The organism is Paracoccus onubensis (assembly GCF_003591515.1).
Lineage (GTDB): Bacteria > Pseudomonadota > Alphaproteobacteria > Rhodobacterales > Rhodobacteraceae > Paracoccus > Paracoccus onubensis.
Genome location: NZ_QZCG01000005.1, coordinates 29,097 through 50,341 on the forward strand (window position 1 = coordinate 29,097; position 21,245 = coordinate 50,341).

Annotated in this window: 25 protein-coding genes; 13 read left to right on the forward strand and 12 right to left on the reverse strand. The window is 61.3% G+C overall.

Annotated features, from left to right (window positions below; all coding sequences use genetic code 11):
- The first annotated feature begins 23 nt into the window (after positions 1 to 23).
- Together D3P04_RS08160 and ilvN are read left to right on the forward strand one after the other, a co-directional pair.
- Positions 24 to 1,778 (forward strand): acetolactate synthase 3 large subunit, encoded by a 1,755-nt coding sequence (locus D3P04_RS08160; protein ID WP_119747735.1) that lies wholly within the window; start codon positions 24 to 26, stop codon positions 1,776 to 1,778.
- 63 nt (positions 1,779 to 1,841) lie between these two features.
- Complete coding sequence (ilvN, locus tag D3P04_RS08165; RefSeq protein WP_119747737.1) at positions 1,842 to 2,402, forward strand: acetolactate synthase small subunit; 561 nt, start codon at positions 1,842 to 1,844, stop codon at positions 2,400 to 2,402.
- A gap of 41 nt (positions 2,403 to 2,443) precedes the next feature.
- Here ilvN and D3P04_RS08170 read toward each other — a convergent pair whose 3' ends face one another.
- Entirely contained in the window at positions 2,444 to 2,764 is a 321-nt protein-coding gene (locus D3P04_RS08170; protein WP_119747739.1) for a hypothetical protein, read from the reverse strand.
- A 292-nt stretch (positions 2,765 to 3,056) separates the two neighbouring features.
- Positions 3,057 to 3,812, reverse strand: coding sequence for a M48 family metalloprotease (locus D3P04_RS08175; protein ID WP_119747741.1), 756 nt, complete (start codon positions 3,810 to 3,812; stop codon positions 3,057 to 3,059).
- 139 nt (positions 3,813 to 3,951) lie between these two features.
- Here D3P04_RS08175 and D3P04_RS08180 point away from each other — a divergent pair, with 139 nt between their 5' ends.
- Positions 3,952 to 4,197: a hypothetical protein gene (locus D3P04_RS08180; RefSeq protein WP_119747743.1), complete on the forward strand. Its 246-nt coding sequence runs from the start codon at positions 3,952 to 3,954 to the stop codon at positions 4,195 to 4,197.
- A 30-nt stretch (positions 4,198 to 4,227) separates the two neighbouring features.
- On the opposite strand, the gene D3P04_RS08185 is transcribed toward D3P04_RS08180, so the two are convergent.
- Positions 4,228 to 4,476, reverse strand: a complete 249-nt coding sequence (locus D3P04_RS08185; RefSeq protein ID WP_119748174.1) for a DUF167 domain-containing protein — start codon at positions 4,474 to 4,476, stop codon at positions 4,228 to 4,230.
- Positions 4,477 to 4,587: 111 nt separating this feature from the next.
- On the opposite strand from D3P04_RS08185, the gene D3P04_RS08190 reads away from it, so the two are divergent.
- Both D3P04_RS08190 and D3P04_RS08195 read left to right on the forward strand, forming a co-directional pair.
- Positions 4,588 to 5,160 (forward strand): nitroreductase family protein, encoded by a 573-nt coding sequence (locus tag D3P04_RS08190; protein WP_119747745.1) that lies wholly within the window; start codon positions 4,588 to 4,590, stop codon positions 5,158 to 5,160.
- Complete coding sequence (locus D3P04_RS08195; protein WP_232844931.1) at positions 5,157 to 5,873, forward strand: EI24 domain-containing protein; 717 nt, start codon at positions 5,157 to 5,159, stop codon at positions 5,871 to 5,873. Before D3P04_RS08190 ends, D3P04_RS08195 begins: the two co-directional genes overlap by 4 nt.
- Here the strand turns inward: D3P04_RS08195 and D3P04_RS08200 are convergent.
- Both D3P04_RS08200 and mce read right to left on the reverse strand, forming a co-directional pair.
- Positions 5,827 to 6,099, reverse strand: a complete 273-nt coding sequence (locus tag D3P04_RS08200) for a DUF1467 family protein (protein ID WP_119747747.1) — start codon at positions 6,097 to 6,099, stop codon at positions 5,827 to 5,829. The two genes, D3P04_RS08195 and D3P04_RS08200, sit on opposite strands and share 47 nt — an antisense overlap.
- Entirely contained in the window at positions 6,099 to 6,503 is a 405-nt protein-coding gene (mce, locus tag D3P04_RS08205; protein WP_119747749.1) for a methylmalonyl-CoA epimerase, read from the reverse strand. Before mce ends, D3P04_RS08200 begins: the two co-directional genes overlap by 1 nt.
- A gap of 130 nt (positions 6,504 to 6,633) precedes the next feature.
- Here mce and D3P04_RS08210 point away from each other — a divergent pair, with 130 nt between their 5' ends.
- Positions 6,634 to 7,407: a response regulator gene (locus tag D3P04_RS08210; RefSeq protein WP_119747751.1), complete on the forward strand. Its 774-nt coding sequence runs from the start codon at positions 6,634 to 6,636 to the stop codon at positions 7,405 to 7,407.
- Between the two features lie 14 nt (positions 7,408 to 7,421).
- Here the strand turns inward: D3P04_RS08210 and aspS are convergent, their stop codons facing one another.
- From aspS to D3P04_RS08230, 4 genes are all read right to left on the reverse strand, one after another.
- Positions 7,422 to 9,197 carry an aspartate--tRNA ligase gene (gene aspS / locus D3P04_RS08215; protein ID WP_119747753.1) on the reverse strand — a complete coding sequence of 592 codons (1,776 nt, stop codon included), beginning with the start codon at positions 9,195 to 9,197 and terminating at the stop codon, positions 7,422 to 7,424.
- Positions 9,198 to 9,259: 62 nt separating this feature from the next.
- Entirely contained in the window at positions 9,260 to 9,922 is a 663-nt protein-coding gene (locus D3P04_RS08220) for a CPBP family glutamic-type intramembrane protease (RefSeq protein ID WP_119747755.1), read from the reverse strand.
- Positions 9,895 to 10,671, reverse strand: coding sequence for a glycoside hydrolase family 25 protein (locus tag D3P04_RS08225; RefSeq protein ID WP_119747757.1), 777 nt, complete (start codon positions 10,669 to 10,671; stop codon positions 9,895 to 9,897). Before D3P04_RS08225 ends, D3P04_RS08220 begins: the two co-directional genes overlap by 28 nt.
- A 118-nt stretch (positions 10,672 to 10,789) precedes the next feature.
- Positions 10,790 to 12,169, reverse strand: coding sequence for an FAD-binding oxidoreductase (locus tag D3P04_RS08230; protein WP_119747759.1), 1,380 nt, complete (start codon positions 12,167 to 12,169; stop codon positions 10,790 to 10,792).
- Between the two features lie 237 nt (positions 12,170 to 12,406).
- On the opposite strand from D3P04_RS08230, the gene D3P04_RS08235 reads away from it, so the two are divergent.
- Both D3P04_RS08235 and D3P04_RS08240 read left to right on the forward strand, forming a co-directional pair.
- Positions 12,407 to 13,204: a glycosyltransferase gene (locus tag D3P04_RS08235; RefSeq protein ID WP_232844950.1), complete on the forward strand. Its 798-nt coding sequence runs from the start codon at positions 12,407 to 12,409 to the stop codon at positions 13,202 to 13,204.
- Positions 13,205 to 13,215: 11 nt separating this feature from the next.
- Positions 13,216 to 14,040, forward strand: a complete 825-nt coding sequence (locus D3P04_RS08240) for an NAD-dependent epimerase/dehydratase family protein (RefSeq protein ID WP_119748180.1) — start codon at positions 13,216 to 13,218, stop codon at positions 14,038 to 14,040.
- A 34-nt stretch (positions 14,041 to 14,074) separates the two neighbouring features.
- Here the strand turns inward: D3P04_RS08240 and D3P04_RS08245 are convergent, their stop codons facing one another.
- Both D3P04_RS08245 and D3P04_RS08250 read right to left on the reverse strand, forming a co-directional pair.
- A complete protein-coding gene (locus D3P04_RS08245; RefSeq protein ID WP_119747761.1) occupies positions 14,075 to 15,163 on the reverse strand; it encodes a DUF2235 domain-containing protein in 1,089 nt (362 codons plus the stop codon).
- 34 nt (positions 15,164 to 15,197) lie between these two features.
- Positions 15,198 to 16,352, reverse strand: coding sequence for a type III PLP-dependent enzyme (locus D3P04_RS08250; protein ID WP_119747763.1), 1,155 nt, complete (start codon positions 16,350 to 16,352; stop codon positions 15,198 to 15,200).
- 218 nt (positions 16,353 to 16,570) lie between these two features.
- Between D3P04_RS08250 and D3P04_RS08255 the strand changes: the two genes are divergently transcribed.
- The 4 genes from D3P04_RS08255 to D3P04_RS08270 are packed head-to-tail and all read left to right on the forward strand — an operon-like array spanning position 16,571 to position 19,218.
- Positions 16,571 to 16,924 (forward strand): DUF1428 domain-containing protein, encoded by a 354-nt coding sequence (locus D3P04_RS08255; protein WP_119747765.1) that lies wholly within the window; start codon positions 16,571 to 16,573, stop codon positions 16,922 to 16,924.
- 4 nt (positions 16,925 to 16,928) lie between these two features.
- Positions 16,929 to 17,717 carry a VOC family protein gene (locus tag D3P04_RS08260; protein ID WP_119747767.1) on the forward strand — a complete coding sequence of 263 codons (789 nt, stop codon included), beginning with the start codon at positions 16,929 to 16,931 and terminating at the stop codon, positions 17,715 to 17,717.
- Positions 17,714 to 18,367 (forward strand): glutathione S-transferase family protein, encoded by a 654-nt coding sequence (locus D3P04_RS08265; RefSeq protein ID WP_119747769.1) that lies wholly within the window; start codon positions 17,714 to 17,716, stop codon positions 18,365 to 18,367. The genes D3P04_RS08260 and D3P04_RS08265 overlap by 4 nt, the downstream gene beginning before the upstream one ends.
- Positions 18,364 to 19,218: an alpha/beta fold hydrolase gene (locus D3P04_RS08270; protein WP_119747771.1), complete on the forward strand. Its 855-nt coding sequence runs from the start codon at positions 18,364 to 18,366 to the stop codon at positions 19,216 to 19,218. Before D3P04_RS08265 ends, D3P04_RS08270 begins: the two co-directional genes overlap by 4 nt.
- A 64-nt stretch (positions 19,219 to 19,282) precedes the next feature.
- Here D3P04_RS08270 and D3P04_RS08275 read toward each other — a convergent pair whose 3' ends face one another.
- The gene (locus D3P04_RS08275; RefSeq protein WP_119747773.1) at positions 19,283 to 19,984 is read right to left on the reverse strand and encodes a rhomboid family intramembrane serine protease; all 702 of its coding nucleotides are present in this window, start codon (positions 19,982 to 19,984) and stop codon (positions 19,283 to 19,285) included.
- A gap of 75 nt (positions 19,985 to 20,059) precedes the next feature.
- On the opposite strand from D3P04_RS08275, the gene trpS reads away from it, so the two are divergent.
- Complete coding sequence (gene trpS, locus D3P04_RS08280; protein WP_119747775.1) at positions 20,060 to 21,094, forward strand: tryptophan--tRNA ligase; 1,035 nt, start codon at positions 20,060 to 20,062, stop codon at positions 21,092 to 21,094.
- Positions 21,095 to 21,245: the final 151 nt, after the last annotated feature.

The following is a 21,245-nucleotide window of genomic DNA, read 5'->3' on the forward strand; positions in this document are numbered from 1 at the left end:
TTAGGTCAGATGGAGTAGAGAAGATGTCCCGAACAATGACGGGTGCAAGAATGGTTGTCGAAGCGCTGCGCGATCAGGGCGTCGATACCGTATTCGGCTATCCGGGCGGGGCGGTACTACCCATTTACGACGAGCTTTTCCAGCAGAACGATATTACCCATGTTCTGGTGCGCCACGAACAGGGCGCGGTGCATATGGCCGAGGGCTATGCCCGCTCGACCGGCAAGCCCGGTGTCGTTCTGGTGACTTCGGGGCCGGGCGCGACCAATGCGGTCACCGGGTTGACCGATGCTCTGATGGATTCGATTCCCATCATCGTGCTGTCAGGGCAGGTTCCGACCTTCCTGATCGGCACCGATGGTTTCCAGGAGGCCGATACCGTCGGGATCACGCGTCCCTGCACCAAGCATAACTGGCTGGTCAAGGATACGGCAAAACTGTCCGAAACCATTCACAAGGCATTCCACGTCGCCACCTCGGGCCGTCCGGGTCCGGTGCTGGTCGATATCCCCAAGGACGTCCAGTTCGCCGAGGATGAATATCGCGGCCTCAAACAGATCGAGCCGGCGCGCTACCAACCCGTGCGCAAGGGCGATGTGACGGCGATCACCCAGCTTGCCGAACTGATCGAAAAGGCCGAACGTCCGATTCTTTATACCGGCGGCGGCGTGATCAATTCGGGGCCGGGCGCCAGTCAGCTTCTGCGCGAACTGGCGGATGCGACGAATATTCCCGTCACCTCGACCCTGATGGGGCTTGGCGCCTATCCGGCCTCGGGCCGGAACTGGATCGGGATGCTGGGCATGCATGGTCTCTACGAGGCCAATCTTGCCATGCATGACTGCGATCTGATGATCAATATCGGCGCCCGTTTCGACGACCGCATCACCGGGCGCGTCGCCGATTTCAGCCCCGGTTCGATCAAGGCGCATATCGATATCGATCCGTCAAGCATCAACAAGGTCATCCATGTGGATCTCGCCATCACCGGGGATGTCGGACATGTGCTGGAGGATCTGCTGAAGATCTGGAAATCACGCGGCCGCAAGACCAATTCCGCCGCCATCGGCAAGTGGTGGGAAAAGATCGAGGGCTGGAAAAGCAAGAACTGCCTTGCCTACAAGAACAGCGACACGATCATCAAACCGCAATATGCGCTGCAGCGCCTGCAAGCCCTGACCGCGGGCCATGATCGCTATATCACCACCGAAGTCGGTCAGCATCAGATGTGGGCGGCGCAATTCCTCCACTTCGATGATCCGAACCGCTGGATGACCTCGGGCGGGCTGGGCACGATGGGCTACGGATTGCCGGCCTCGGTCGGCGTGCAGATGGCGCATCGCGACTCGCTGGTGATCAATGTCGCGGGCGAGGCAAGCTGGCTGATGAACATGCAGGAGATGGGCACCGCCGTTCAATTCCGCCTGCCGGTCAAGCAGTTCATCCTGAACAATGAACGGCTGGGCATGGTCCGGCAGTGGCAGCAGCTTCTGCATGGCGAGCGTTACAGTCAAAGCTGGTCGGACAGCCTGCCCGATTTCGTCAAGCTGGCCGAGGCGTTTGGCTGCAAGGGCGCGCAGGTACAGGATCCGAAGGATCTGGACGATGCGATCCGGCAGATGATCGAATATGACGGGCCGTTCATCCTCGACGTTCTGGTCGAGAAGCATGAGAATTGCTTCCCGATGATTCCGTCGGGCAAACCGCATAACGAGATGCTGCTTGGCGATGCCTCGACCGAGGGGGCTATTCAGGGCGCCGGGGCGGCTTTGGTCTGACAGGCCGCGCGGGGGCCAGCCCCCGCACCCCCGAGGTATTTGAACAAAGAAGAAGGGCTGACCATGAATGCGTTGAATATCCAGAAGGGCGCGTCGAGCCATTCGGCCTATGATCTGCGGGATCCGAATGCGCAGGTCGAGGAACGGCATACGCTGGCGGTTCTGGTCGAGAATGAGCCGGGTGTACTGGCCCGCGTGATCGGGCTGTTTTCGGGGCGCGGCTACAATATCGACAGCCTGACGGTGGCCGAAGTCGACCATACCGGTCATCAGTCACGGATCACCATGGTGACAAGCGGCACCCCTGCCGTGATCGAGCAGATCAAGGCGCAGCTTGGCCGGATCGTGCCGGTGCATGAGGTGCATGACCTGACGGTCGAGGGCGCCTCGGTCGAGCGCGAACTGGGATTGTTCAAGGTTTGCGGTCAGGGTGACAAGCGGGTCGAGGCGCTGCGGATTGCCGAGATTTTCCGCGCGAATGTCGTCGACTCGACATTGGAAAGCTTTGTGTTCGAGCTTGTCGGCACGCCGTCCAAGCTGGACGCATTCGCCGAACTGATGCGCCCGCTGGGGTTGAAGGAACTGGCGCGGACCGGCGTCGCCGCATTGGCGCGCGGCATCTGAACGGCGCCCGTTATCGCGCATAGCCCGGGGCGCGCCGCGTATTAGCCGCAGCGTTGCTCGCATGGTGGGCAGGTGTAATCGCATACCGGAAAACTAAGGCTGGTGCAGCTTGGGTCGAACGGGCAGCGTATTTCCTGTGGGACCTTCGATTTTTGTCCCTGTGGCAGGCGTGAAACCCGTCGTGCATGGCGCCGGTTTCCGGCAATCTCGTTATCAAGTTCGACCAGATCACCCGGGCCGGGCCACCAGGACGCATCGCGCAAATGCCTGCGCCCATTCAGGTAAATCATCGATGCCTGATCCTCGCACCAGATTACGGCGGTTTCGCTTTCTTCCTTGCCCCAAAGGACGACGCCAATCATGAATCTTCTTTCCCACGCGTTGTTTCACCGGTTTCGCGCAACGGCTCCGCCGCGCCGCGCCAAGCCTGTCCCGCGGGTCCAGGCGTTTCGGACCCGTCAGGACAAGATAGCATACCGGGCCATACACCTTTAAGGCGAGTTTCGTTACAAAAAATCTTCTAAATTTTTAATGACCCATGTCGGGCTGTCATTGGAGCAGGAAAATCCGCGTGAATCCGCCATGCAACGGTCGCGGTGATTCATCAATCACCGGCCTTTTCACAGATGCCTGTGGTCTTTCCGAACCCAAGCGCTACCGCACGCGACCGCTGCGGACATCCTCGATCGCGCGCTCGACCTGGGCAAGGCGGGCGGCGCGTGGCGGGTGGCTGCCAAGCACGTGATTACCGGGATCGGGCAGGCGTTCGAAGAACCGCGCGCCGACCCTTGGGTCATAACCCGCATTCTGGGTAATGATCGCGCCCAGATAATCGGCCTGCAATTCCCAGTCTTTCGAGTAATAGCGCGATCCGACTGAAGCGCCGATCTGCTGCGCGGTCGTGACGATGGAATCGTCTCCGCCATAAACCGAGGCAAGGCTGCCCAGAATAACCGCCCCAGCGGTTGCGGCACCGGCCTTGCGGTCAAGGTGATTCAGGATGTGGTGGCTGGCTTCGTGGCCGACGACAAAGGCGATCTCGTCAGCATTATGCGTTGCGGCGATCAGGGAAAGCGTGAAACCGATGACCGGGCGGCCGGTATCGTCAAGGGTCTGAAATGCGTTCGGCTCGAGATTCGGGCGGTCATCGACGACGAACTGAAAATCGCAATTGATCGGCTGGGTGCGGCGCTGGTGGCATTCCCGCTCGACCGCGGGTTCCATGCGGCGCATCACGCTGACAAAGGTCCGCGCGGCGGATTCCGGCGTTCTGACCTGCGCGATTGTCTGTGTCTGCTGCGATTGAGGCGCGGGTTGCGGCTGGGTTGGAATGGGTTCGCAAGCCGTCAAAGCAGTAAACGCCGCCAAAGCCAATGCAACAATACCGAACTTGCCCGAACCTGCACGCATTCCGTTTCCGTCCCACAACCGCAAGGGTTTTTCATCCTGATCGTTTCTCACATTATCCCTGCTTTGGGCCGGTGCAACCCCCGGCCCCTTGTCCGCCGGCAGATTTCACGCGACTGTGGCGTAAATCATGGAGGTCCGGATGTTCACCATCGAACATGAATTCGACGCCACGGTCATCACGCTGATAGACGAAACCGGGCCGAATACCCGCCCGCTGAATGAGGATGTCGTGATCCAGACCTTTGACGACAGGGTTATCGTCGAACAGATGGACCCGGATGGCACTCAGGTCGCGCGGGTCATCTTTACGTTGCATCAGCTTGCCGAGCTGCGCCTTGCCCTGAACCTGCCCGAGGGGAATTACAGAATCGAGAAGGAAGATTAGCCGGCAAGCGACAGGGCGCGGCAGTCGATGCTAATCAAGCCGGAACAGCTTGTCTCGCGAACTCGCGCCACGCAGCAATGTCAGGCGTGATTTCGCGACGCCCATGGATTTGGCAAGCAATTTCGCGACGGCGGCATTCGCCTTGCCATCTTCAGGCGGCGCAGTCACATGGACGCGGATCACACCGTCTTCGACGCTGATCGCATTGCGTCGCGCCCGCGGCGTGACGCGCAGGCGTATCTCGGCCCCGTCGCGGGCAAGATGGCTGAGATCGGTCATGAGGTCAGAATGCCGCGCCGGTGATCCGCCCGCAATCCCCCGGGTCATGCAAGCGCACTGGAAAAGCGGCGGATATCGCCTTATCTGTTCACCCGCCACAGGAGGAACTGCATGGAATATCGCAACGACGCGGCACTGGAATTTCTGGCGACCCGCCGCTCGCACCCGCCAAAACTGCTGCAAGGCCCCGGACCGGACCGGGACGAGTTGCAGGAACTGCTGACACTGGCGGCCCGCGCACCCGATCATGGCAAGCTGGAACCCTGGCGCTTCGTGATTCTTGGCCGCGGGATCCTGGACCGTCTGCAGCCGATCCTGAGGCAAGAGGTTCTGGCGGACGGGCAGGACGAGGCGGCAGCGGAAAAGGCTGCCTCGGCATTCGCCTCGCCGGTGATCGTCGCGGTGATCTCATCCCCGGTCGACAGCCCCAAGATCCCGCAATGGGAGCAGGTCCTGTCCGCGGGGGCGGTCTGTCTGGGATTGGTGAATGCGGCGCTTGCCTCGGGTTGGGGGGCCGCATGGCTGACCGGTTTCGCGGCAATCAATCAGAATTTCGCGCGCAGCCATCTGGGGCTGAAGGATGGCGAGAAAATCGCCGGGCTGGTACATATCGGCACGCGCGGCAATCCCCCGCCCGAGCGTCCCCGCCCCGATATCGCGGCCAAGACAAGCTGGCTCGAATGATCGTCACCCGCGCCCTGTTCCGCGCCTGGGGCGATCTGTTGCGGCCGCAGATCCTGTCGCTGGTGCTGATGGGAATCGCATTGACGATCCTGTTGTTCATCTTGCTGCAAGCCGGAACGTTCTGGCTGATCCGGCTGTTCACGCCCGGCAGCTTCAATTTGCCTTGGATCGGCGTTGTCGATGTCGGCAGCGCATTGTCCTGGAGTTCGCTGGCGCTGTTTCCGCTGATGGGCTTCTTTCTGATGGCGCCGGTGGCCGCCGGGTTCTGCGGCATCTTCGCCGAGCGGGTGTCGGAAGCGGTCGAGCAGATACATTATCCCTCCGAAACCGGCCAATCGCTGGATTTCATGGACGGGCTGCTTGAATCACTTGCCTTGATGATGGCAGTTATCGGGGTGGCGATCCTGTCGCTGCTTCTGACGCCGTTTCTGGGTCCGCTTGCGCCGATCCTGTTTTACGGCGCGAATGGCTGGCTGCTTGGGCGGGAATTCTTCCAGATGGCGGCGCGAAGGCATCTCCGGGCAGCACAGGCCACCAGCCTGCGCAAAAGCAACGGGGTGACGATCACCATCGCGGGCGCGATGATTGCCGTGCTGCTGACGGTGCCGGTGCTGAATATCGCCGCGCCGTTACTGGCATCGGCGGCGTTCACGCATCTGTTCCACCTTATCCGCGGAAAAGCCGGTCGAAATTCGCCAGTTCCTCGCGGCTGACGATTCCGCTCAGGATCACCCATGCGAGCACGGCCCAGATCAGGGTCGTGATCACCGTGGTCAGGATCACGATCCGCCTGACCTTCAGATCGGCAGGCGCGCCCGCCGGAGTGCCCGGCACCACCTCGCCGGCATCGGCCTGTGACTTCTGGCCGATCATGGCCACGATGAACAATGTCAGAAACCACAGCACTGCATAAAGAACGATTCCGCCCGTCAGGTTCATCAGATCTGCTCCAACTCGATCAGGCAGCCGTTGAAATCCTTGGGATGCAGGAACAGCACGGGCTTGCCATGCGCGCCGATCTTCGGCTCTCCATTGCCCAGAACCCGCGCGCCTTCGGCTTTCAGCCTGTCACGCGCGGCAAGAATATCCTCTACCTCATAGCACATGTGATGGATGCCGCCTGCCGGGTTCTTTTCAAGAAATCCCTTGATCGGGCTGTCCTGACCAAGCGGATACAGCAATTCGATCTTGGTGTTGGGCAATTCGATAAACACCACGGTCACGCCGTGATCCGGCTCGTCCTGAGCGGGGCCCACGGTCGCGCCAAGAGTGTTCCGGTACTGCTCGGCCGCCGCCTGAAGATCAGGGACGGCAATGGCGACGTGATTCAGACGTCCGATCATGGCAACCTCCGTTTCCCGACGCTTCTAGTGCCTGTTCGGCCCGAACGAAAGCAAAACCCTGCCTGGTTAACCCAGCTTTAGGGATACGCCGGCAAGATGACCGGGTAACCAGGATTCGGGAGATTGAACCATGCGGTCGGAATTTGCGGAAAAGCCGGCGACATTCATGCCATTTCATATCGCGACACGATCAGGAGGCCCCCTTGCCGGACTGACGGTTCTTGTGGTCGAAGCTTCAAAATTTTCCAGTGAAGCCTTGCGCTTGCTATGCCTGTCTTCGGGCGCGCGAGTCCGGCAGGCAAGTGGTGTTACCGCAGCCATGCGGCACCTGCGGGCCTATCGTCCCGATATCTTGATCACCGAAATGTGCCTGCCCGACGGAGAGGGCACATCGCTGATAACAAATCTCGACAAAATGAACCCGCGTCTCTCGGTGATTCTCGGCATGTCGGCACAGGTGGATGACAGGGCAAAGGCGATCCGGGCGGGTGCCGATGGTTTCATCTTGAAACCGTTTGAAAGCGTTGCGATCTTTCAGCATGCGATCAAATCGGCTTTGCCGCCGGAATTGCAGCAATGGAAACCGGTACGCATTTCGGATGAGCAGATCGTTCCGGATGGCCTGATGCTGATGCAGGACATGGCGCATGGTCTGGTTTTGCTGACAAGTGCCGGCACGCCTCAGGCGATCGGTTACGCCGCGACCTTTATCGCCGGTGTCGCCGCCGTGGCCGACGATGCGGAATTCCACGACAGCGCCACAGCGTTAATGGTGAAAATCAGAACCGGCAAACATGATCTGAATGATATCGCGCCTGTTCAGGCAATGCTGAAACAGCGGCTGGATTCAGGAAACGCAGCAATTCTGCCCCTTCATCCGACATCAGGCGGGCGGTTGCTTTAACCGCCCTGCCCGCGTCATTCTTTCGGCAGAGCCCGCAGCCGCAATTCACGCAACTGCTCGTTCGTCGGCTCGGAAGGGGCGCCCATCATCAAATCCTCGGCCCGCTGGTTCATCGGGAACATGATCACCTCGCGGATATTCTGCTCATCCGCCAGCAGCATCACGATCCGGTCGATCCCGGCAGCACAGCCGCCATGCGGAGGCGCGCCATAGCGGAACGCCTTGACCATGCCGCCGAAACGTTTCTCGACCTCGGCGGCAGGATAGCCCGCCAGTTCAAACGCCTTGAACATGATCTCCGGCTGGTGATTCCGGATCGCGCCTGAAATCAGCTCATAGCCATTGCAGGCAAGGTCATACTGATAGCCCTTGACCGCCAGAGGATCGCCGTTCAACGCCTCCATCCCGCCTTGCGGCATCGAGAAGGGATTATGGCTGAAATCGATTCTGCCTTCGTCATCCTTCTCATACATCGGGAAATCGACGATCCAGGCGAATTTGAACTGATTCTCGTCGGTCAGCCCCAGTTCGCGTCCGATCTCGTTTCTTGCGCGGCCTGCGACAGCTTCGAAGCTTTCCGGCTTACCGCCAAGGAAAAAGGCCGCGTCGCCTTCACCCAGCCCAAGCTGCTGACGGATCGCCTCGGTCCGCTCGGGGCCGATATTCTTGGCGATCGGGCCCGCCGCCTCGGTCTGCCCGTCTTCACCCTTGCGCCAGAAGATATAGCCCATGCCGGGCAGGCCCTGCTGTTGCGCGAACGCATTCATCCGGTCGGCGAATTTGCGGCTGCCACCCGTCGGAGCGGGGATGGCGCGGATCTCTGTCCCTTCCTGCTCAAGCAGTTTGGCGAAGATCGCAAAGCCCGAGCCGCGGAAATGATCGCTGACCACCTGCATCTCGATCGGGTTGCGCAGGTCCGGCTTGTCGCTGCCATATTTCAGCATCGCCTCGGCAAAGGGGATACGCGGCCAGTCGGTATCGACACGGCGACCACCGCCGAATTCCTCGAACAACCCCTGAATCACCGGCTGGATCGCAGCGAAGACATCTTCCTGCTCGACAAAGGACATCTCGAGGTCAAGCTGATAGAAATCGGTAGGGCTGCGGTCGGCGCGGGGATCCTCGTCGCGGAAACAGGGGGCGATCTGGAAATAGCGGTCGAAACCGGCGACCATGATCAGCTGCTTGAACTGCTGCGGCGCCTGCGGCAGCGCATAGAACTTGCCCGGATGCAGCCGCGACGGCACCAGAAAGTCGCGCGCGCCCTCGGGGCTGGATGCGGTGATGATCGGGGTCTGGAATTCGGTAAAACCCTGATCCCACATGCGGTTGCGCAGGCTGCGAACCACATGGCTGCGCAGCATGATGTTGTTATGCAGGCTTTCGCGGCGCAGATCGAGGAAGCGATAAGCCAGCCGGGTTTCCTCGGGGTAATCCTGATCGCCGAAGACCGGCAGGGGCAGTTCGTCGGCGGGGCCGAGAACCTCCAGCCCGGTGGCATAGACCTCGATTTCGCCGGTCGGCAGTTTGGGATTGATCAGCGAAGCATCGCGCGGCTTGACCCGGCCGTCGATACGGATCACCGTTTCCGCCCTGAGCCTTTCCATCTCGGCAAAGGCGGCGCTGTCGCTATCGGCCAGCACCTGCGTCATACCATAATGATCGCGCAGATCGACGAACAGCACGCCCCCGTGATCGCGCACCCGATGAACCCAGCCCGACAGGCGGACGGTCTCTCCGGCATTGGCGGCAGTCAGTTCGGCGCAGGTATGGCTGCGATAGGCGTGCATGATCGATCCTCGGGTTTCTTCAGCACCCGCATGAACCTTTTGACGGGACGGAAGTCAACCGCTCAGAAGGGCCGGACCACGTTCCCGGACCAGAAATAATAGCCCATCCCGACGGCAAACAGCATATTTCCCGCGAAAGCGTGCAAAAGCCATGCCGAAGGAAAGCCCCGGTCCAGATATCCGCGGGCGAAGATCACGCCGCCGACAAAGGTCATTATGGCGACGATCCACGACCAGTACATCAGATGGGCAAAGGAAAACACCGCCGCATTGATGACAATCCGGGCATTTCCCGGCGGCAGCAACGACCCGTAGCGGTAAAAGAACAACGCGCGGAAGATCAACTCCTGCGGCAACGCCGACAGCAACGGATAAAGCGCCCAGATCAGTGCAAGAAAACGTAACCGGGAAGGACTAAGCGGGATCACGTAACCCGGTTGAGTTAACGCCATGATCGCCCAGCCCAGAAAGCCCACCCCGATAGTGAAGGCTAACAGGAACGGCCAATGCACCCTGCTCCACCCGCGGATAAGCGAACGCCACTCGAACCCCCCGGTCCGCCAAAGCAGGATCAGCCCCGCCAGCGTAAAGACGAACAGCGCGGAAAACATCATCCCCGGAGGCAGGAATAGCGCAATAGCCAGCGGCGCCCCGAAATAGAGCGCCGCGAACTCGATCCCCAACCAGATGCGCGGCCTTACCGCGTCAGGCGTGTCTGCAACCATCTGGACCAATCCGCACGAGAGCCAGCAAAGGCGTTAAGATCCACGTTTCCACTGATGCCCGGAACGATTCCCGTGCCGGTATATTGCCAGAATGCCCAGCGTTCTCCGGGATAGACGCGCCGCGGGTGGCCCGCCACCGAGCGCAGCCAGAACTCGGCCCGCAGATCGCCAAGATCATTGTCATGATAGAAATCCACAGTCGTATAGACGACCGGGCGCTGTCCATAATGGCGGCCAACGATATCAAGGAAGGCATTCGCCTCGCGTTTGACGACCGCCGGCGAAGGACGGCCCGGACAGGTTTTGGAATGCGTCCATTCGATATCCAGCACCGGCGGCAGCGAGCCGCGTTCGCGGGGCACATTCCGGATGAACCATGCCGCCTGTTCCGCACCCGAGCGGCAGAAATAATAGTAATGATAGGCGCCGCGCGGGATCCGGGCCCCCGCGGCCTCGCGCCAGTACCGGTTGAAGCTCGGGTCAAGATGGTCGCCGCCTTCGGTCGATTTGATATAGGCGAAGCTGATCCCCGAGCCCCGGACCCGGCCCCAGTCGATATCGCCCTGCCAGCGGGAAATATCGATGCCATGCACCTGATGACCATATGGATGCGCGCCTCCCCAGTCATGCGGCGCCGAATCGCCAAGCTGCGGATAGGCGCCCGGCCCCGGTGCCCCGATATCCCGGCCCGGTCCGCCGCCGCACGCAACCGCAACGACCAGCACCAAGCCAAGAAGGAGCTTGTTCATTAATCCCATGACTGCCCTCGAATACTGCCTGTGTTATTGTTTAGTTCTGACGACTGCTTTCCCTACTTATCGCAAACTCGTGCAGTAAAGTCACTGTATCGTGACAGTCACGATCACGTCAGGCACGATCAGGAACCAGCTTGCCCGGATTAAGGATATTGCCGGGATCCAGCGTCTGTTTGATAACCCCCATGACCTGCCAGCCCTCACCATGTTCGGCTGCCATCAGCGAGCGCTTCCCGATCCCGATCCCATGCTCGCCCGTGATCGTGCCGCCAACCTCAAGCGCACGCTCGGCCATGCGGGTCGCGATATGTTTGGCGGCAGCAATTTCGGCCTCATTTCCCGGCTCGACCAGAATCTGCGAATGAAAATTTCCGTCTCCGACATGCCCGACGATCGGGCCGATCAACCCCGCCTCGCGGATATCCGCAGCGGCAGCAGCGACGGCGGCGGGCAGATGCGACATCGGCACGCAGACATCGGTGACGACACCGGTCGAGCCGGGACGCAAGGTCAGGCAGGCGTGATAGGCACCGTGCCGCATCCGCCACAGCCGGTTGCGATCTTCAGGCGTGGTGGCCCAGTCGAAGCCCTTCGCGCCGCAGTCGCGGGCAATATCGCCGAATCGCCCGGTATCCTCGCGCACCGTGCCGGGAGAACCGTGAAACTCTACCATCAGATGCGGTGTGCCGGGCAGATCGAGACCGGAATACTGCCTGAAGGCACGCGCCGCGACCTCATCGACGAATTCGATCCGGGCCATGGGAATACCGGATTGAATCGTCGCGGTGACGCATTCCACGGCCTGTTCAAGCGTGTCGAATGCGCAAACCGCCGCTGCGACCTCTTCGGGCTGGCCATGCAGGCGCAGGGTCAGTTCGGTGATGATCCCCAAAGTGCCCTCGGATCCCACGAACAGGCCGGTCAGGTCATAACCGGAACTGGATTTCGCCGCCCTTGTGCCGGTGCGGATGATCCGTCCATCGGCCAGCACGACCTCAAGCGCCAGCACATTATCGCGCATGGTTCCGTATCGCACCGCAGTCGTCCCGCTGCACCGCGTCGCCGCCATGCCGCCAAGGCTGGCATTCGCGCCGGGATCGACCGGAAAGAACAGCCCGGTTGCCCGCAACTCGGTATTCAGGGCCTCGCGGGTCATGCCCGGCTGAACACTTGCCTGCATATCCTCGGCCCGGACCCCGATCAGCTTGTCCATCCGGGACAGATCGACCGTCACGCCGCCCTGGGTGGCCAGGGCGTGCCCTTCCAGTGACGTGCCCGTCCCCCATGGAATCACCGGAACGCCCGCATCCGCGCAGGCCCGGACAATCGCCGCGACCTCCTCGGCGGTTTCGGGCCAGACGACGGCATCGGGTGGTGGCGCACGATGAAAACTCTCGGAGGCGGCATGATGATCGCGATCGGCCGCGGCCAGCGACAGGCGCGAATCCAGCAGCGTTTCAAGGGTCGACAAGAGTTCCGTCGGCAATGTCATCGGCAATCCTCCGCTTGCTGGCAGCAGACTAGCCTTGCATTGAAACTTGGCAAACCCCCATTCGTTCTGTCATCTATCAGTCACGGAATTGCCATAGCTTGGCGCCCGCGACCGCAAACGCAACCGCAGGATAACGTCCAGATGGATTCGCCACGTATGACTTCTCGCCAACCTTCCTTCCTGCGGGAAGCCGCCAGACCCCTGCCCAGCGGGCTTGCGGCAGAAGCGCCGCCGCGCATGGATCACGCCTATGTCACGCTGGTCAGCAATCCCGATTACCTGCCGGGCGCCGAGGCGCTGCTGCGATCCCTGCGGCTGACCGGGACGCGCGCCGATCTGGTCGTGATGCATCGCGGATTGACGCCGGCGCATCTGGCCCGGCTCAGGGCGCTTGGCGCGCGGCTGATCGCGGCCGATCTGCTGCCGACCTCGGCCAGTTTCGACACCACGCATGCCCGCGACGCCCTTCATAAACGGGCAGCCTTCACCCGCGGAGGCAAGCCCGACTTCCACACGCCTCTGGACAATTTCGTCAAGCTGCGCCTGTGGCAGCTTGATTACGAGCGTTGCGTGTTCATCGATGCGGATGCCGTGGTGCTGCGCCCGGTGGACAAGCTGTTCGAACTGCCGGAATTCTGCGCCGCGCCGAATGTCTATGACGGGCTGGACGGGTTTCACCGGATGAATTCGGGCGTCTTCACCGCACGTCCCGACCCCCGGACCTTCCGCGACATGCTGGCCCGGCTGGATCGCCCCGGCGTGTTCTGGCGGCGCACCGACCAGACTTTCCTTCAGGATTATTTCCCCGACTGGCACGGGCTGTCGGTGCATCACAACATGCTGCAATATGTCTGGTTCAAGATGCCGGAACTCTGGAGCTGGGATGACATCCGGATCCTGCATTTCCAATATGAAAAGCCGTGGCAGGATCACGACAAGACCCATCTCCTCCGCCCGCTGATCGAGCTTTGGCGCGCCATCGCCGCCGGCCAGCCTGTGCCGGACCTTGCCGCGCAGGCGCGCCCCGCCGCCTGATAGGGCAAATGATGAAGATCGCCATCACCGGAACAAGCGGGATCGTCGGAGGCTTCGCCCTGCGCGTGGCGACCGCTGCCGGCCATCAGGTCACGGCGCTGGACCGCCGCAGCGGCTACATGCTGGGGGATGCGCCCGATCTGTCAGGACATGACGCATTGATCCATTGCGCCTTCGCCCATGCGCCCGGCCTCTATCGGGGCGGCGAGGAGGATGACGCGCGGTGCTTTCGCAAGGCCAATCTGGATGGCACGATCCGCCTGTTCGACGCCGCGGCAGATAGCCGCGTAGGGCGTATCCTGTTCCTGTCCTCGCGCGCGGTTCATGACGGCCATGCGCCCGGTGTCGAGCTGACCGACGACCTGCCCGCCTGCCCCGCCAATCTTTACGGAGAGGTCAAGGCGCGGGCCGAGGATCATCTGCGCGGCATGCGTCTTTACGGAAGCTCGATCCGGGCAACGGGGATCTATGGCCCCGGTCCGGCGCATAAATGGCGTGACCTGTTCGCGGATTATCTGGCGGGGCGGGAAATCGCCCCTCGTGCCGGAACCGAATTGCATGGCGACGATCTGGGGCGCGCCATGCTGCTGCTGCTGGAACAGGACACGCCGCCGCCCGTCGTCAATGCCAGCGACCTGATCCTTGACCGGCGCGCCCTGCTGGCGGAAGTCCGGCATCTGACCGGCTGTACGCATCCCTTGCCCCCGGCGGCAGATATCTCTGCCCTTCGGGTCCTGCATTGCGCGCGGCTGGCAGGGCTGGGCTGGCGGCCCGGAGGTTTCGGGCTTCTTCGCGCCAGCCTGCCCGCGATGCTGGAGTCCCGTGCCGATATGTGACCGCTGGTCCTGCACGGCCGGGAATTGCGGGCCTTCACACCTCCCCCGGTTTGGCCGTGAATGCAGGATCCAGATCGTCCTCCCGCCCGCGAAGCCCACCTTCCCCCGGCGCCGCGGCGATTTCCGCGAGATGACCGATCAGCCGCGCCGGGCCGGGATAGGGGCGCGGTACCGTGGAATGCAGCATTTCCGTCTGCTGCTGCCCGGCAACCCGGCGCGCGCGCGCCAGAAATGCCTTGCCCCAGTTCCGCCACGATCCGACAGAGGGCGCGGTCACGTCGCAGGGGAAATGCCGCTTCCAGCCCTTGGGCAGCGGAAGCCCCGCGAATTCCGCGCGTTCCAGCATCCAGACAAGCGGGATATTCGCCAGCGGGCGAGCGAATTCCAACCCGTTCAACTGACCGCCGATATCGGCATGCGCACCCTTGAACCACATCTGCTCGATAAGTTCCGACTGACTGCTATCGTCCCACAGGATCGGCGCAAAGGCGGCGCGGGTTTCATTCAGGGCCAGTGCCTGAAATCCATATTGGACATCGGGCCCCAGATGGGTGTCGTGAAACCGGAATCGCGGCTCGGTCAGCATCCAGAGCAGCGGCAGCCGGATGCCAAGCGCCATCACCGTGTCAAAACATCCGACCATACGGATCGGGACGCTGTCATGGGCGCGACGATGTCGAAATCGTGCCATCGCCTGTTCCAGTCCGCCTTCGCTGTAATAGCGCCATGCAAGCCGGACATTTCGGTCGGTGACCCTGTCCTGCCGCAAAAGCCCGACGCGGCTGATCATTCCGGCAAGGCTGCGGATGGCAAATGCGCCGCGGGAATAACCGAACAGGAAAATCCGGTCGCCGGGCCGGTAATTTCTGGCCAGCCATGTATAGGCGTGAACGATCCGCATCGTCAGCCCCTGCCCCATGATCAGGTCGGGAATGGTGCGCCAACTGTTCCATTGCTGGCCCCGCATGTAGTGAAGGCGCAATTGCACACCGTCCAGCGGACCGTGATCCCCCCTTAGCAAACCATGGATTTTCCCGACCGAACTGCGCCTTTCATCCTCAAGTGAGGCGAAAGTGCCGTCGATCAATACCACCAATATCCGATTATCGCGTTGCAAGGTCATGGGCGGATGCTAGCACCGAGTCGTGATGAATTCGTTACTCCAATGCCATCACGGTTGCGTGCAGCAACTCGCCGAAGCCGTTGAATCTTGTATTCGTGACCGTGGAATAGGCACCTGCCCCGTGGAAGATCACGTAATCTCCTTCGGCAATCGTCTCGGGCAGGCCCAGTTCGCCGGGCAGCCGATCGACCGAATCGCATGTCGGACCGAAAATGATCCGTCCGCTGCGCTCATCCTCGCGCGGTTCTCCGGCAGGGGTCAGGACCTGAACCCGGTCGATATTGCCGACGACGGGCAGCTCGGCAAGTCCCCCATAAACCCCGTCATTCAGAAAGACAGAGCTGCCGTCGCGCACCGCCTTCACGCGGGTAATCAACGAAAACGCATCCGCGCAAAGCCCGCGCCCCGGCTCACAGACCAGTTCCGGCTTGTCATCGCCGAACACGGTTCTTGCGGTTTCGCCGATCCGGTCGAAGATCGCTTCCAGTTCCGGCTCTACCCCGACAACGCGATAAGAGGGGAAGCCGCCGCCCACATTCAGCCGTCGTATCTTTACCCCGGCCTGATCGCAGATATCGCGGGCCACCGAGATATAGCTTTCCCATGCCGCCGGATCGACGCATTGCGTGCCGGGATGAAAGGTCAGCGAGGGGACATAGCCCCGCGCGGCGACGGCTTTCAGCATCTCGGCCGCCGCCTCTGGCGCGGCACCGAATTTCGAGCCGAAATCATAGATCGCGCCAAGCACCGGCAATTTGAAGCGCGGAGAAATCTCGACCCCCTTGCCATCGATTTCGACAGGAACCTGTGCGAACAGCTTGGCAAGTTCGGAATCGCTGTCCACCGACCAGGCACGGACACCGGCACGCACGGCCTGGGTGATCTCGAAACTTGCCCGCACCGGGTTGTGGTAATGACGCGCGGCGCCCGGCGCCAGCCGCCCGATCAGGTCGATCTCTGCCGGCGAGGCGACGTCGAATCCCCTGATCCCCGCGCTCAGCAGGTTCTGGACGACGACCTCTTCGGGATTCGACTTGACCGCATAGGTCACCAGCCCGGGAAACCCGTCCATAAACCGCCTTGCACGTTCCTGAAGGACGGTAGGAGCAAAGACTATGACCGGATTTTCCGGCTGAAGGTTACGGATCACATCGGCCGGGTTGTCCCAGACGGTCTTGTTATGTCCCATGGATATACTTTCACGCATGTCTGGAAGGTTAACGGATCTTGCAGGAAGACTGAACCCAGCCATAGGTTTTTTGGCGATTGTCAGGCAAGTGTGATTTTTGTCCTGTAGGCGGGAACAAAGCGGAAAAACGCCAATTCACCGGTCTTTTGATATTGATGGTTGACAACCATACCGACTGGTCGGTACCTTTGATAGCAGATAAACAACAGGAGGATAACATGACTTATTATTCCGGCTTCGTTCTTGCCGTACCCACCGCCAATAAGCAGAAATTCATCGATCACGCCCGCGAATCATGGCCCGTCTTCAAAAAGCGCGGCGCGATCCGGATGATCGAGAACTGGGGCGAGGATGTTCCGCGCGGCAAGCAAACCGATTTCTACCGGGCGACGAACTGCAAGGATGACGAAACACCCCTGTTCTCGTGGATCGAATGGCCAGATCGTGAAACCGCCGACAAGGCATTCGCCGCCATGGCGGAAGATTTCGATCCGGATGAAATGCCTGAGATGCCTTTCGACGGGGCGCGGATGTTCTGGGGTGGCTTCACCCCGGTCGTTGACGAAAGCTAGGCAGATGGCGGATTCTCATGGACTGCCCTGCTGGTACGAGCTTGGCACCAGCCAGGGTCATCTTGGTTCCGCCGGGGTGTTTTACGCCGCGATCTTGGGCTGGGATGTGCAGGATTCGGGGATGGAAGGGTTTGTTTACCATCTCGCGGCATCAGATGGCGACATGGTTGCCGGATTGATGGAAATGCCCGACGACGTGGCGCATGTGCCTCCGTTCTGGATGCTGTATTTCTCGGTCGGGGATGCGGATAAGACAGCAGCGGATATCGAAGCGGCGGGCGGCGAGATACATCGCCAGCCGCAGGATATTCCCGGCACCGGCCGCTTCGCCATTGCCGCCGATCCGCAGGGCGCGGCTTTCGGCATCCTGCAACCCCTGCCGATGGAAGGGGACACGGGCGGTAACGCCTTCGATCAGTCGCAAGCCGGGCATGGCAACTGGCATGAATTGATGAGCAGCGATCCCGATGCCGGGTTCGACTTCTATTCCGGTCTGTTCGGCTGGCAGAAATCCACGCCCGTGGACATGGGCGAGATGGGCACCTATCAGCTTTTCTCGCATGACGGCGCGGATATCGGTGGTATGATGGGGCTGGGTAATGCTCCGGTTTCCTGTTGGCTGCCCTATTTCGGCACGAAAGGCGTGGTCACCGCGATGGAACGCATCCGCGAACACGGAGGAGAGGTGATCCACGGCCCGCAGGAAGTGCCGGGCGGCGCATTCATCGCGATCGCCCGCGATCCGCAGGGCGCGCATTTCGCAGTCGTCGGTCCAAAGGATATGAATGAATGAGCACGAAAATCACCATCACCACCTATGACTGGGTGCCGGAATTCGCGCATGGCTATGTGCGCGATATCCGGGTTCGCTGGCTATGCGAAGAGATCGGGCGGGATTACGATATCGAAACGGTCCCCGTACGCGAGAAATCGGCCGAGCATTATTCACGGCAGCCCTTTGGTCAGGTACCGATCCTGACGGATGGCGACTTGTCGCTGTTCGAAAGCGGCGCGATCCTTCTGTATCTGGCCGAGGGGTCGCCGCTTCTGCCGGAAGGCCAAAATCGCGCCATTGCGACCCAATGGCTGATCGCCTCGCTGAACAGCGTCGAACCCTATGCGATGAAATGGGCCGAGGCCAAGTTCTTCACCAAAGACGAAGCTCTGGCAGCGCGATGCGAGAAGCCTCTGCGCGAAAGGCTGAAGCAGGTTCAGAACGGGCTGGGCGATCGCGAATGGCTTGCCGGCGACAGTTTCTCTGTCGCCGATCTGATGATGTCGGATGTCCTGCGCGCGCCGGCCAATAACGGCCTGCTGGACGATCTGCCCGGACTCGCCTCCTACCTTGAGCGCTCGACGTCGCGCCCCGCCTTCGGCCGCGCGATGGCGGACCATATGGCCCATTGGCGGGCTGCCGATGAAAGGCTGGCCGCATCCGAATGAGGCGAAGACTGGTCATGGCCGCCGCTTTTCTGGCGGCCATGCCGCTTTGCGCGGGCGCCGAAACCGTTTCGGTCGGCGGGCATGACATCTGGTATCATGTTTATGGCAAACCGGCGGAGGGCAGATCGCCCGTCCTGCTGCTTCATGGCGGGATGATGAATACCGAACTGACATGGTCCGGGCTGATCCCGGATCTGGCGCAAGACCGCATGGTCATCGGCATCGATCAGCAGGGTCACGGCCATAGCGCAGACCGCGACGGGCCGATCACGCTGGACAGTATGCGGGCCGATACTCTGGGCGTGCTTGACGCATTAGGGCTGGGCAAGGTCCATGTCGTTGGCTTTTCGCTGGGCGGGATGCTGGGCTTCGAACTGGCGACGGAAAATCCGGGCAGGATCGCCTCACTGACGGTGATATCGGCCCCGCAGGACAATGACGGCTTCCTGCCCGAACTGGTCGAGTTGAACCGCAATCCCGCGCAAACTCCATCGCCTGAACTGGTCGAACGCCTGCCCTCGCCCAAAGATATTCTGGGGATACGCAGCAGCTTCCAGATGCAGAACCCGAAGGGAACCGGCGCGATCGTGCCGCTGATGAAGAAACTGCGCTCCCTGCTTGCATCGGATTGGGGCCAGAGCGACAAGGACATCGCGGCAATCCCCGCACCGGTGATGATCGTTATTGGCGACCGGGATTTCGTCCTCCCCGCCCATGCGCTGCATCTGCGCGACCTCATCGCGGATTCGTGGCTTGCCATCCTGCCCGATACGACTCATATGGAGGCTCCGCAGCATCCGGCCCTTCCGGAGATGCTGCGGAACCGGTTCGAGACGGCTGAAAACCCATGAATGGGCGGCTCTCTGCTGGATTGCAGGAAAACGGTTTTCATAAAAACCGACAGGGCTGAACTCCCTATCGCTGACGCAAATGCCCCAGCGCCCGCGTCATGCCGCCATCCACCAGAATGAAGCTTAACCCAAAGCCGACCGCGAAACCGGCGATCTCGGCGATCCAGCCATAGCCTGCGCCACCGAAAACGATGCCGAAGACAAGCTGGAACAACAGCAACATCCCGATCAGCGTAAAGGCACGGAAACGGTTCGCGTTCACCGCCGCGAGCCTTGTCCACAGCAGAAAGGTAAAGGCGCCCACAAGCCCGTATACCGCCGGATATCCGCCGACCAGTACCGCAGGCCGGGCGGGAAGATACGACATGACAACCGTATAAACCAACGCCCCGCCCAGCGCCGAGCCCAGATACAGGGCGATGACGGCCCATGCCCGGAACTCCCGCGCGACCATATTTCCAAGCGCCAGCGTGAAGGCCAGCACGAGCAGCGCCTGCGTGAATGAAACATTCACGAACGGATAGGCCACAAGCCGGTGGATCTGCCTCCAGTCGATCGTCCCGACGCTCCACATCCGCTGCACCAGTTCAGGGGCATAGGCGCTCATTTGCAACCCGGCCAGCCGCAGCCCGATCCCCTCGGCTCCGCCGATCAGCCCAAGCCGCCCCAAAGCGAATACGGCCTCTGACGCGATCACCGGCATCGCCAGCAGCCAGACCACGGCAGGCAGCGGATTGACGGGAGATTCATTCATCCCTTGGTGCATGGGCGTTCCTTCACGGTTGCGGTTGCTGCGGGCAACAGCTAAGCCAGCCCCGATCAAATTCCAAGCAGGCTTGGCATGAACGAGACAGTAAATCAGGGGTTCACCCCGCGCATCTTTTCCGGAATCCAGCCCTCGGGCGGCTTGACGCTTGGCAATTACCTTGGCGCGCTCAAGCGTTTCGCGGCCTTGCAGGGCGGGAAGGCGGAGACGATCTATTGCATCGTCGATCTGCACGCGATCACCGTATGGCAGGAACCGGAAATCCTGCGCCAGCGCATCCGCGAAGGCGCCGCGGCTTTCATGGCCTCGGGTGTCGATCCGGCACAATCGATCCTGTTCAACCAGTCGCAGGTCCCGGCCCATGCCGAGCTGGCCTGGCTGTTCAATACCGTGGCGCGGGTTGGCTGGATGTACCGGATGACCCAGTTCAAGGATAAAGCCGGCAAGAACAGCGAAAACGCCAGCCTTGGCCTGCTGGCCTATCCGGCCCTGATGGCAGCGGATATTCTGGTCTATCAGGCAACCGCCGTTCCCGTGGGCGAGGATCAGAAACAGCATCTGGAACTGACCCGAGATATCGCCGCCAAGTTCAACCATGATTACGGCGTACAGCATTTCCCGATGACCGAACCGCTGATCGAGGGGGCGGCCACGCGCGTGATGTCGCTGCGGGACGGGGCCAAGAAGATGTCGAAATCCGATCCTTCGGATGCCAGCCGGATCAATCTGACCGACGATGCCGACGCCATTGCGCAAAAAATCCGCAAGGCCCGCACCGACGCCGATCCACTGCCGGGCTCGGCCGAGGGTCTGAAGGACCGTCCCGAGGCGCGCAATCTGGTCAATATCTTCGCCGCTCTTTCGGATCAGACACCCGATCAGGTTCTGACCCGGTTCGAAGGGCAGGGATTTGGCGCCTTCAAGCCTGCCCTGGCCGAGCTTGCCGTCGAGACATTGTCGCCGATCACCCGCAGGATGGGCGAGTTCATGGCCGATCCCGACGAGATCGACCGCATTCTGGGACAGGGCGCCGAACGGGCCGAAGCAGTCGCGACGCCCATCCTTGATCGCACGAAAGAGATCATGGGTCTGCTGCGAAGCCGGAACTGACCGGGAACCATTGGGGCAAGGTCATTTCCACGCGGAATCACCTGCCCGACAAACAGGCATCACCCGGTTCTTGCCAACCGCAGGAACCGAGCGTTGCAGATCAGGACAGAAGAGCGTTACGCCCTATCGCTGACCACCGCCGAACAGCCTG

Bases quoted from the DNA above. Each gene is read 5' to 3' on its own strand.
- D3P04_RS08250 (WP_119747763.1), bottom strand. From the start codon at position 16,352: ATGGGACATAACAAGACCGTCTGGGACAACCCGGCCGATGTGATCCGT.
- D3P04_RS08175 (WP_119747741.1), bottom strand. From the start codon at position 3,812: ATGCGTGCAGGTTCGGGCAAGTTCGGTATTGTTGCATTGGCTTTGGCG.
- D3P04_RS08260 (WP_119747767.1), top strand. From the start codon at position 16,929: ATGGCGGATTCTCATGGACTGCCCTGCTGGTACGAGCTTGGCACCAGC.
- D3P04_RS08195 (WP_232844931.1), top strand. From the start codon at position 5,157: ATGATCGTCACCCGCGCCCTGTTCCGCGCCTGGGGCGATCTGTTGCGG.
- D3P04_RS08190 (WP_119747745.1), top strand. From the start codon at position 4,588: ATGGAATATCGCAACGACGCGGCACTGGAATTTCTGGCGACCCGCCGC.
- mce (WP_119747749.1), bottom strand. From the start codon at position 6,503: ATGATCGGACGTCTGAATCACGTCGCCATTGCCGTCCCTGATCTTCAG.
- aspS (WP_119747753.1), bottom strand. From the start codon at position 9,197: ATGCACGCCTATCGCAGCCATACCTGCGCCGAACTGACTGCCGCCAAT.
- D3P04_RS08265 (WP_119747769.1), top strand. From the start codon at position 17,714: ATGAGCACGAAAATCACCATCACCACCTATGACTGGGTGCCGGAATTC.
- D3P04_RS08240 (WP_119748180.1), top strand. From the start codon at position 13,216: ATGAAGATCGCCATCACCGGAACAAGCGGGATCGTCGGAGGCTTCGCC.
- ilvN (WP_119747737.1), top strand. From the start codon at position 1,842: ATGAATGCGTTGAATATCCAGAAGGGCGCGTCGAGCCATTCGGCCTAT.
- D3P04_RS08245 (WP_119747761.1), bottom strand. From the start codon at position 15,163: ATGACCTTGCAACGCGATAATCGGATATTGGTGGTATTGATCGACGGC.
- D3P04_RS08255 (WP_119747765.1), top strand. From the start codon at position 16,571: ATGACTTATTATTCCGGCTTCGTTCTTGCCGTACCCACCGCCAATAAG.
- D3P04_RS08225 (WP_119747757.1), bottom strand. From the start codon at position 10,671: ATGAACAAGCTCCTTCTTGGCTTGGTGCTGGTCGTTGCGGTTGCGTGC.
- D3P04_RS08170 (WP_119747739.1), bottom strand. From the start codon at position 2,764: ATGATTGGCGTCGTCCTTTGGGGCAAGGAAGAAAGCGAAACCGCCGTA.
- D3P04_RS08200 (WP_119747747.1), bottom strand. From the start codon at position 6,099: ATGAACCTGACGGGCGGAATCGTTCTTTATGCAGTGCTGTGGTTTCTG.
- D3P04_RS08270 (WP_119747771.1), top strand. From the start codon at position 18,364: ATGAGGCGAAGACTGGTCATGGCCGCCGCTTTTCTGGCGGCCATGCCG.
- D3P04_RS08220 (WP_119747755.1), bottom strand. From the start codon at position 9,922: ATGGTTGCAGACACGCCTGACGCGGTAAGGCCGCGCATCTGGTTGGGG.
- D3P04_RS08230 (WP_119747759.1), bottom strand. From the start codon at position 12,169: ATGACATTGCCGACGGAACTCTTGTCGACCCTTGAAACGCTGCTGGAT.
- D3P04_RS08210 (WP_119747751.1), top strand. From the start codon at position 6,634: ATGCGGTCGGAATTTGCGGAAAAGCCGGCGACATTCATGCCATTTCAT.
- D3P04_RS08185 (WP_119748174.1), bottom strand. From the start codon at position 4,476: ATGACCGATCTCAGCCATCTTGCCCGCGACGGGGCCGAGATACGCCTG.
- D3P04_RS08235 (WP_232844950.1), top strand. From the start codon at position 12,407: ATGGATCACGCCTATGTCACGCTGGTCAGCAATCCCGATTACCTGCCG.
- D3P04_RS08160 (WP_119747735.1), top strand. From the start codon at position 24: ATGTCCCGAACAATGACGGGTGCAAGAATGGTTGTCGAAGCGCTGCGC.
- D3P04_RS08275 (WP_119747773.1), bottom strand. From the start codon at position 19,984: ATGCACCAAGGGATGAATGAATCTCCCGTCAATCCGCTGCCTGCCGTG.
- trpS (WP_119747775.1), top strand. From the start codon at position 20,060: ATGAACGAGACAGTAAATCAGGGGTTCACCCCGCGCATCTTTTCCGGA.
- D3P04_RS08180 (WP_119747743.1), top strand. From the start codon at position 3,952: ATGTTCACCATCGAACATGAATTCGACGCCACGGTCATCACGCTGATA.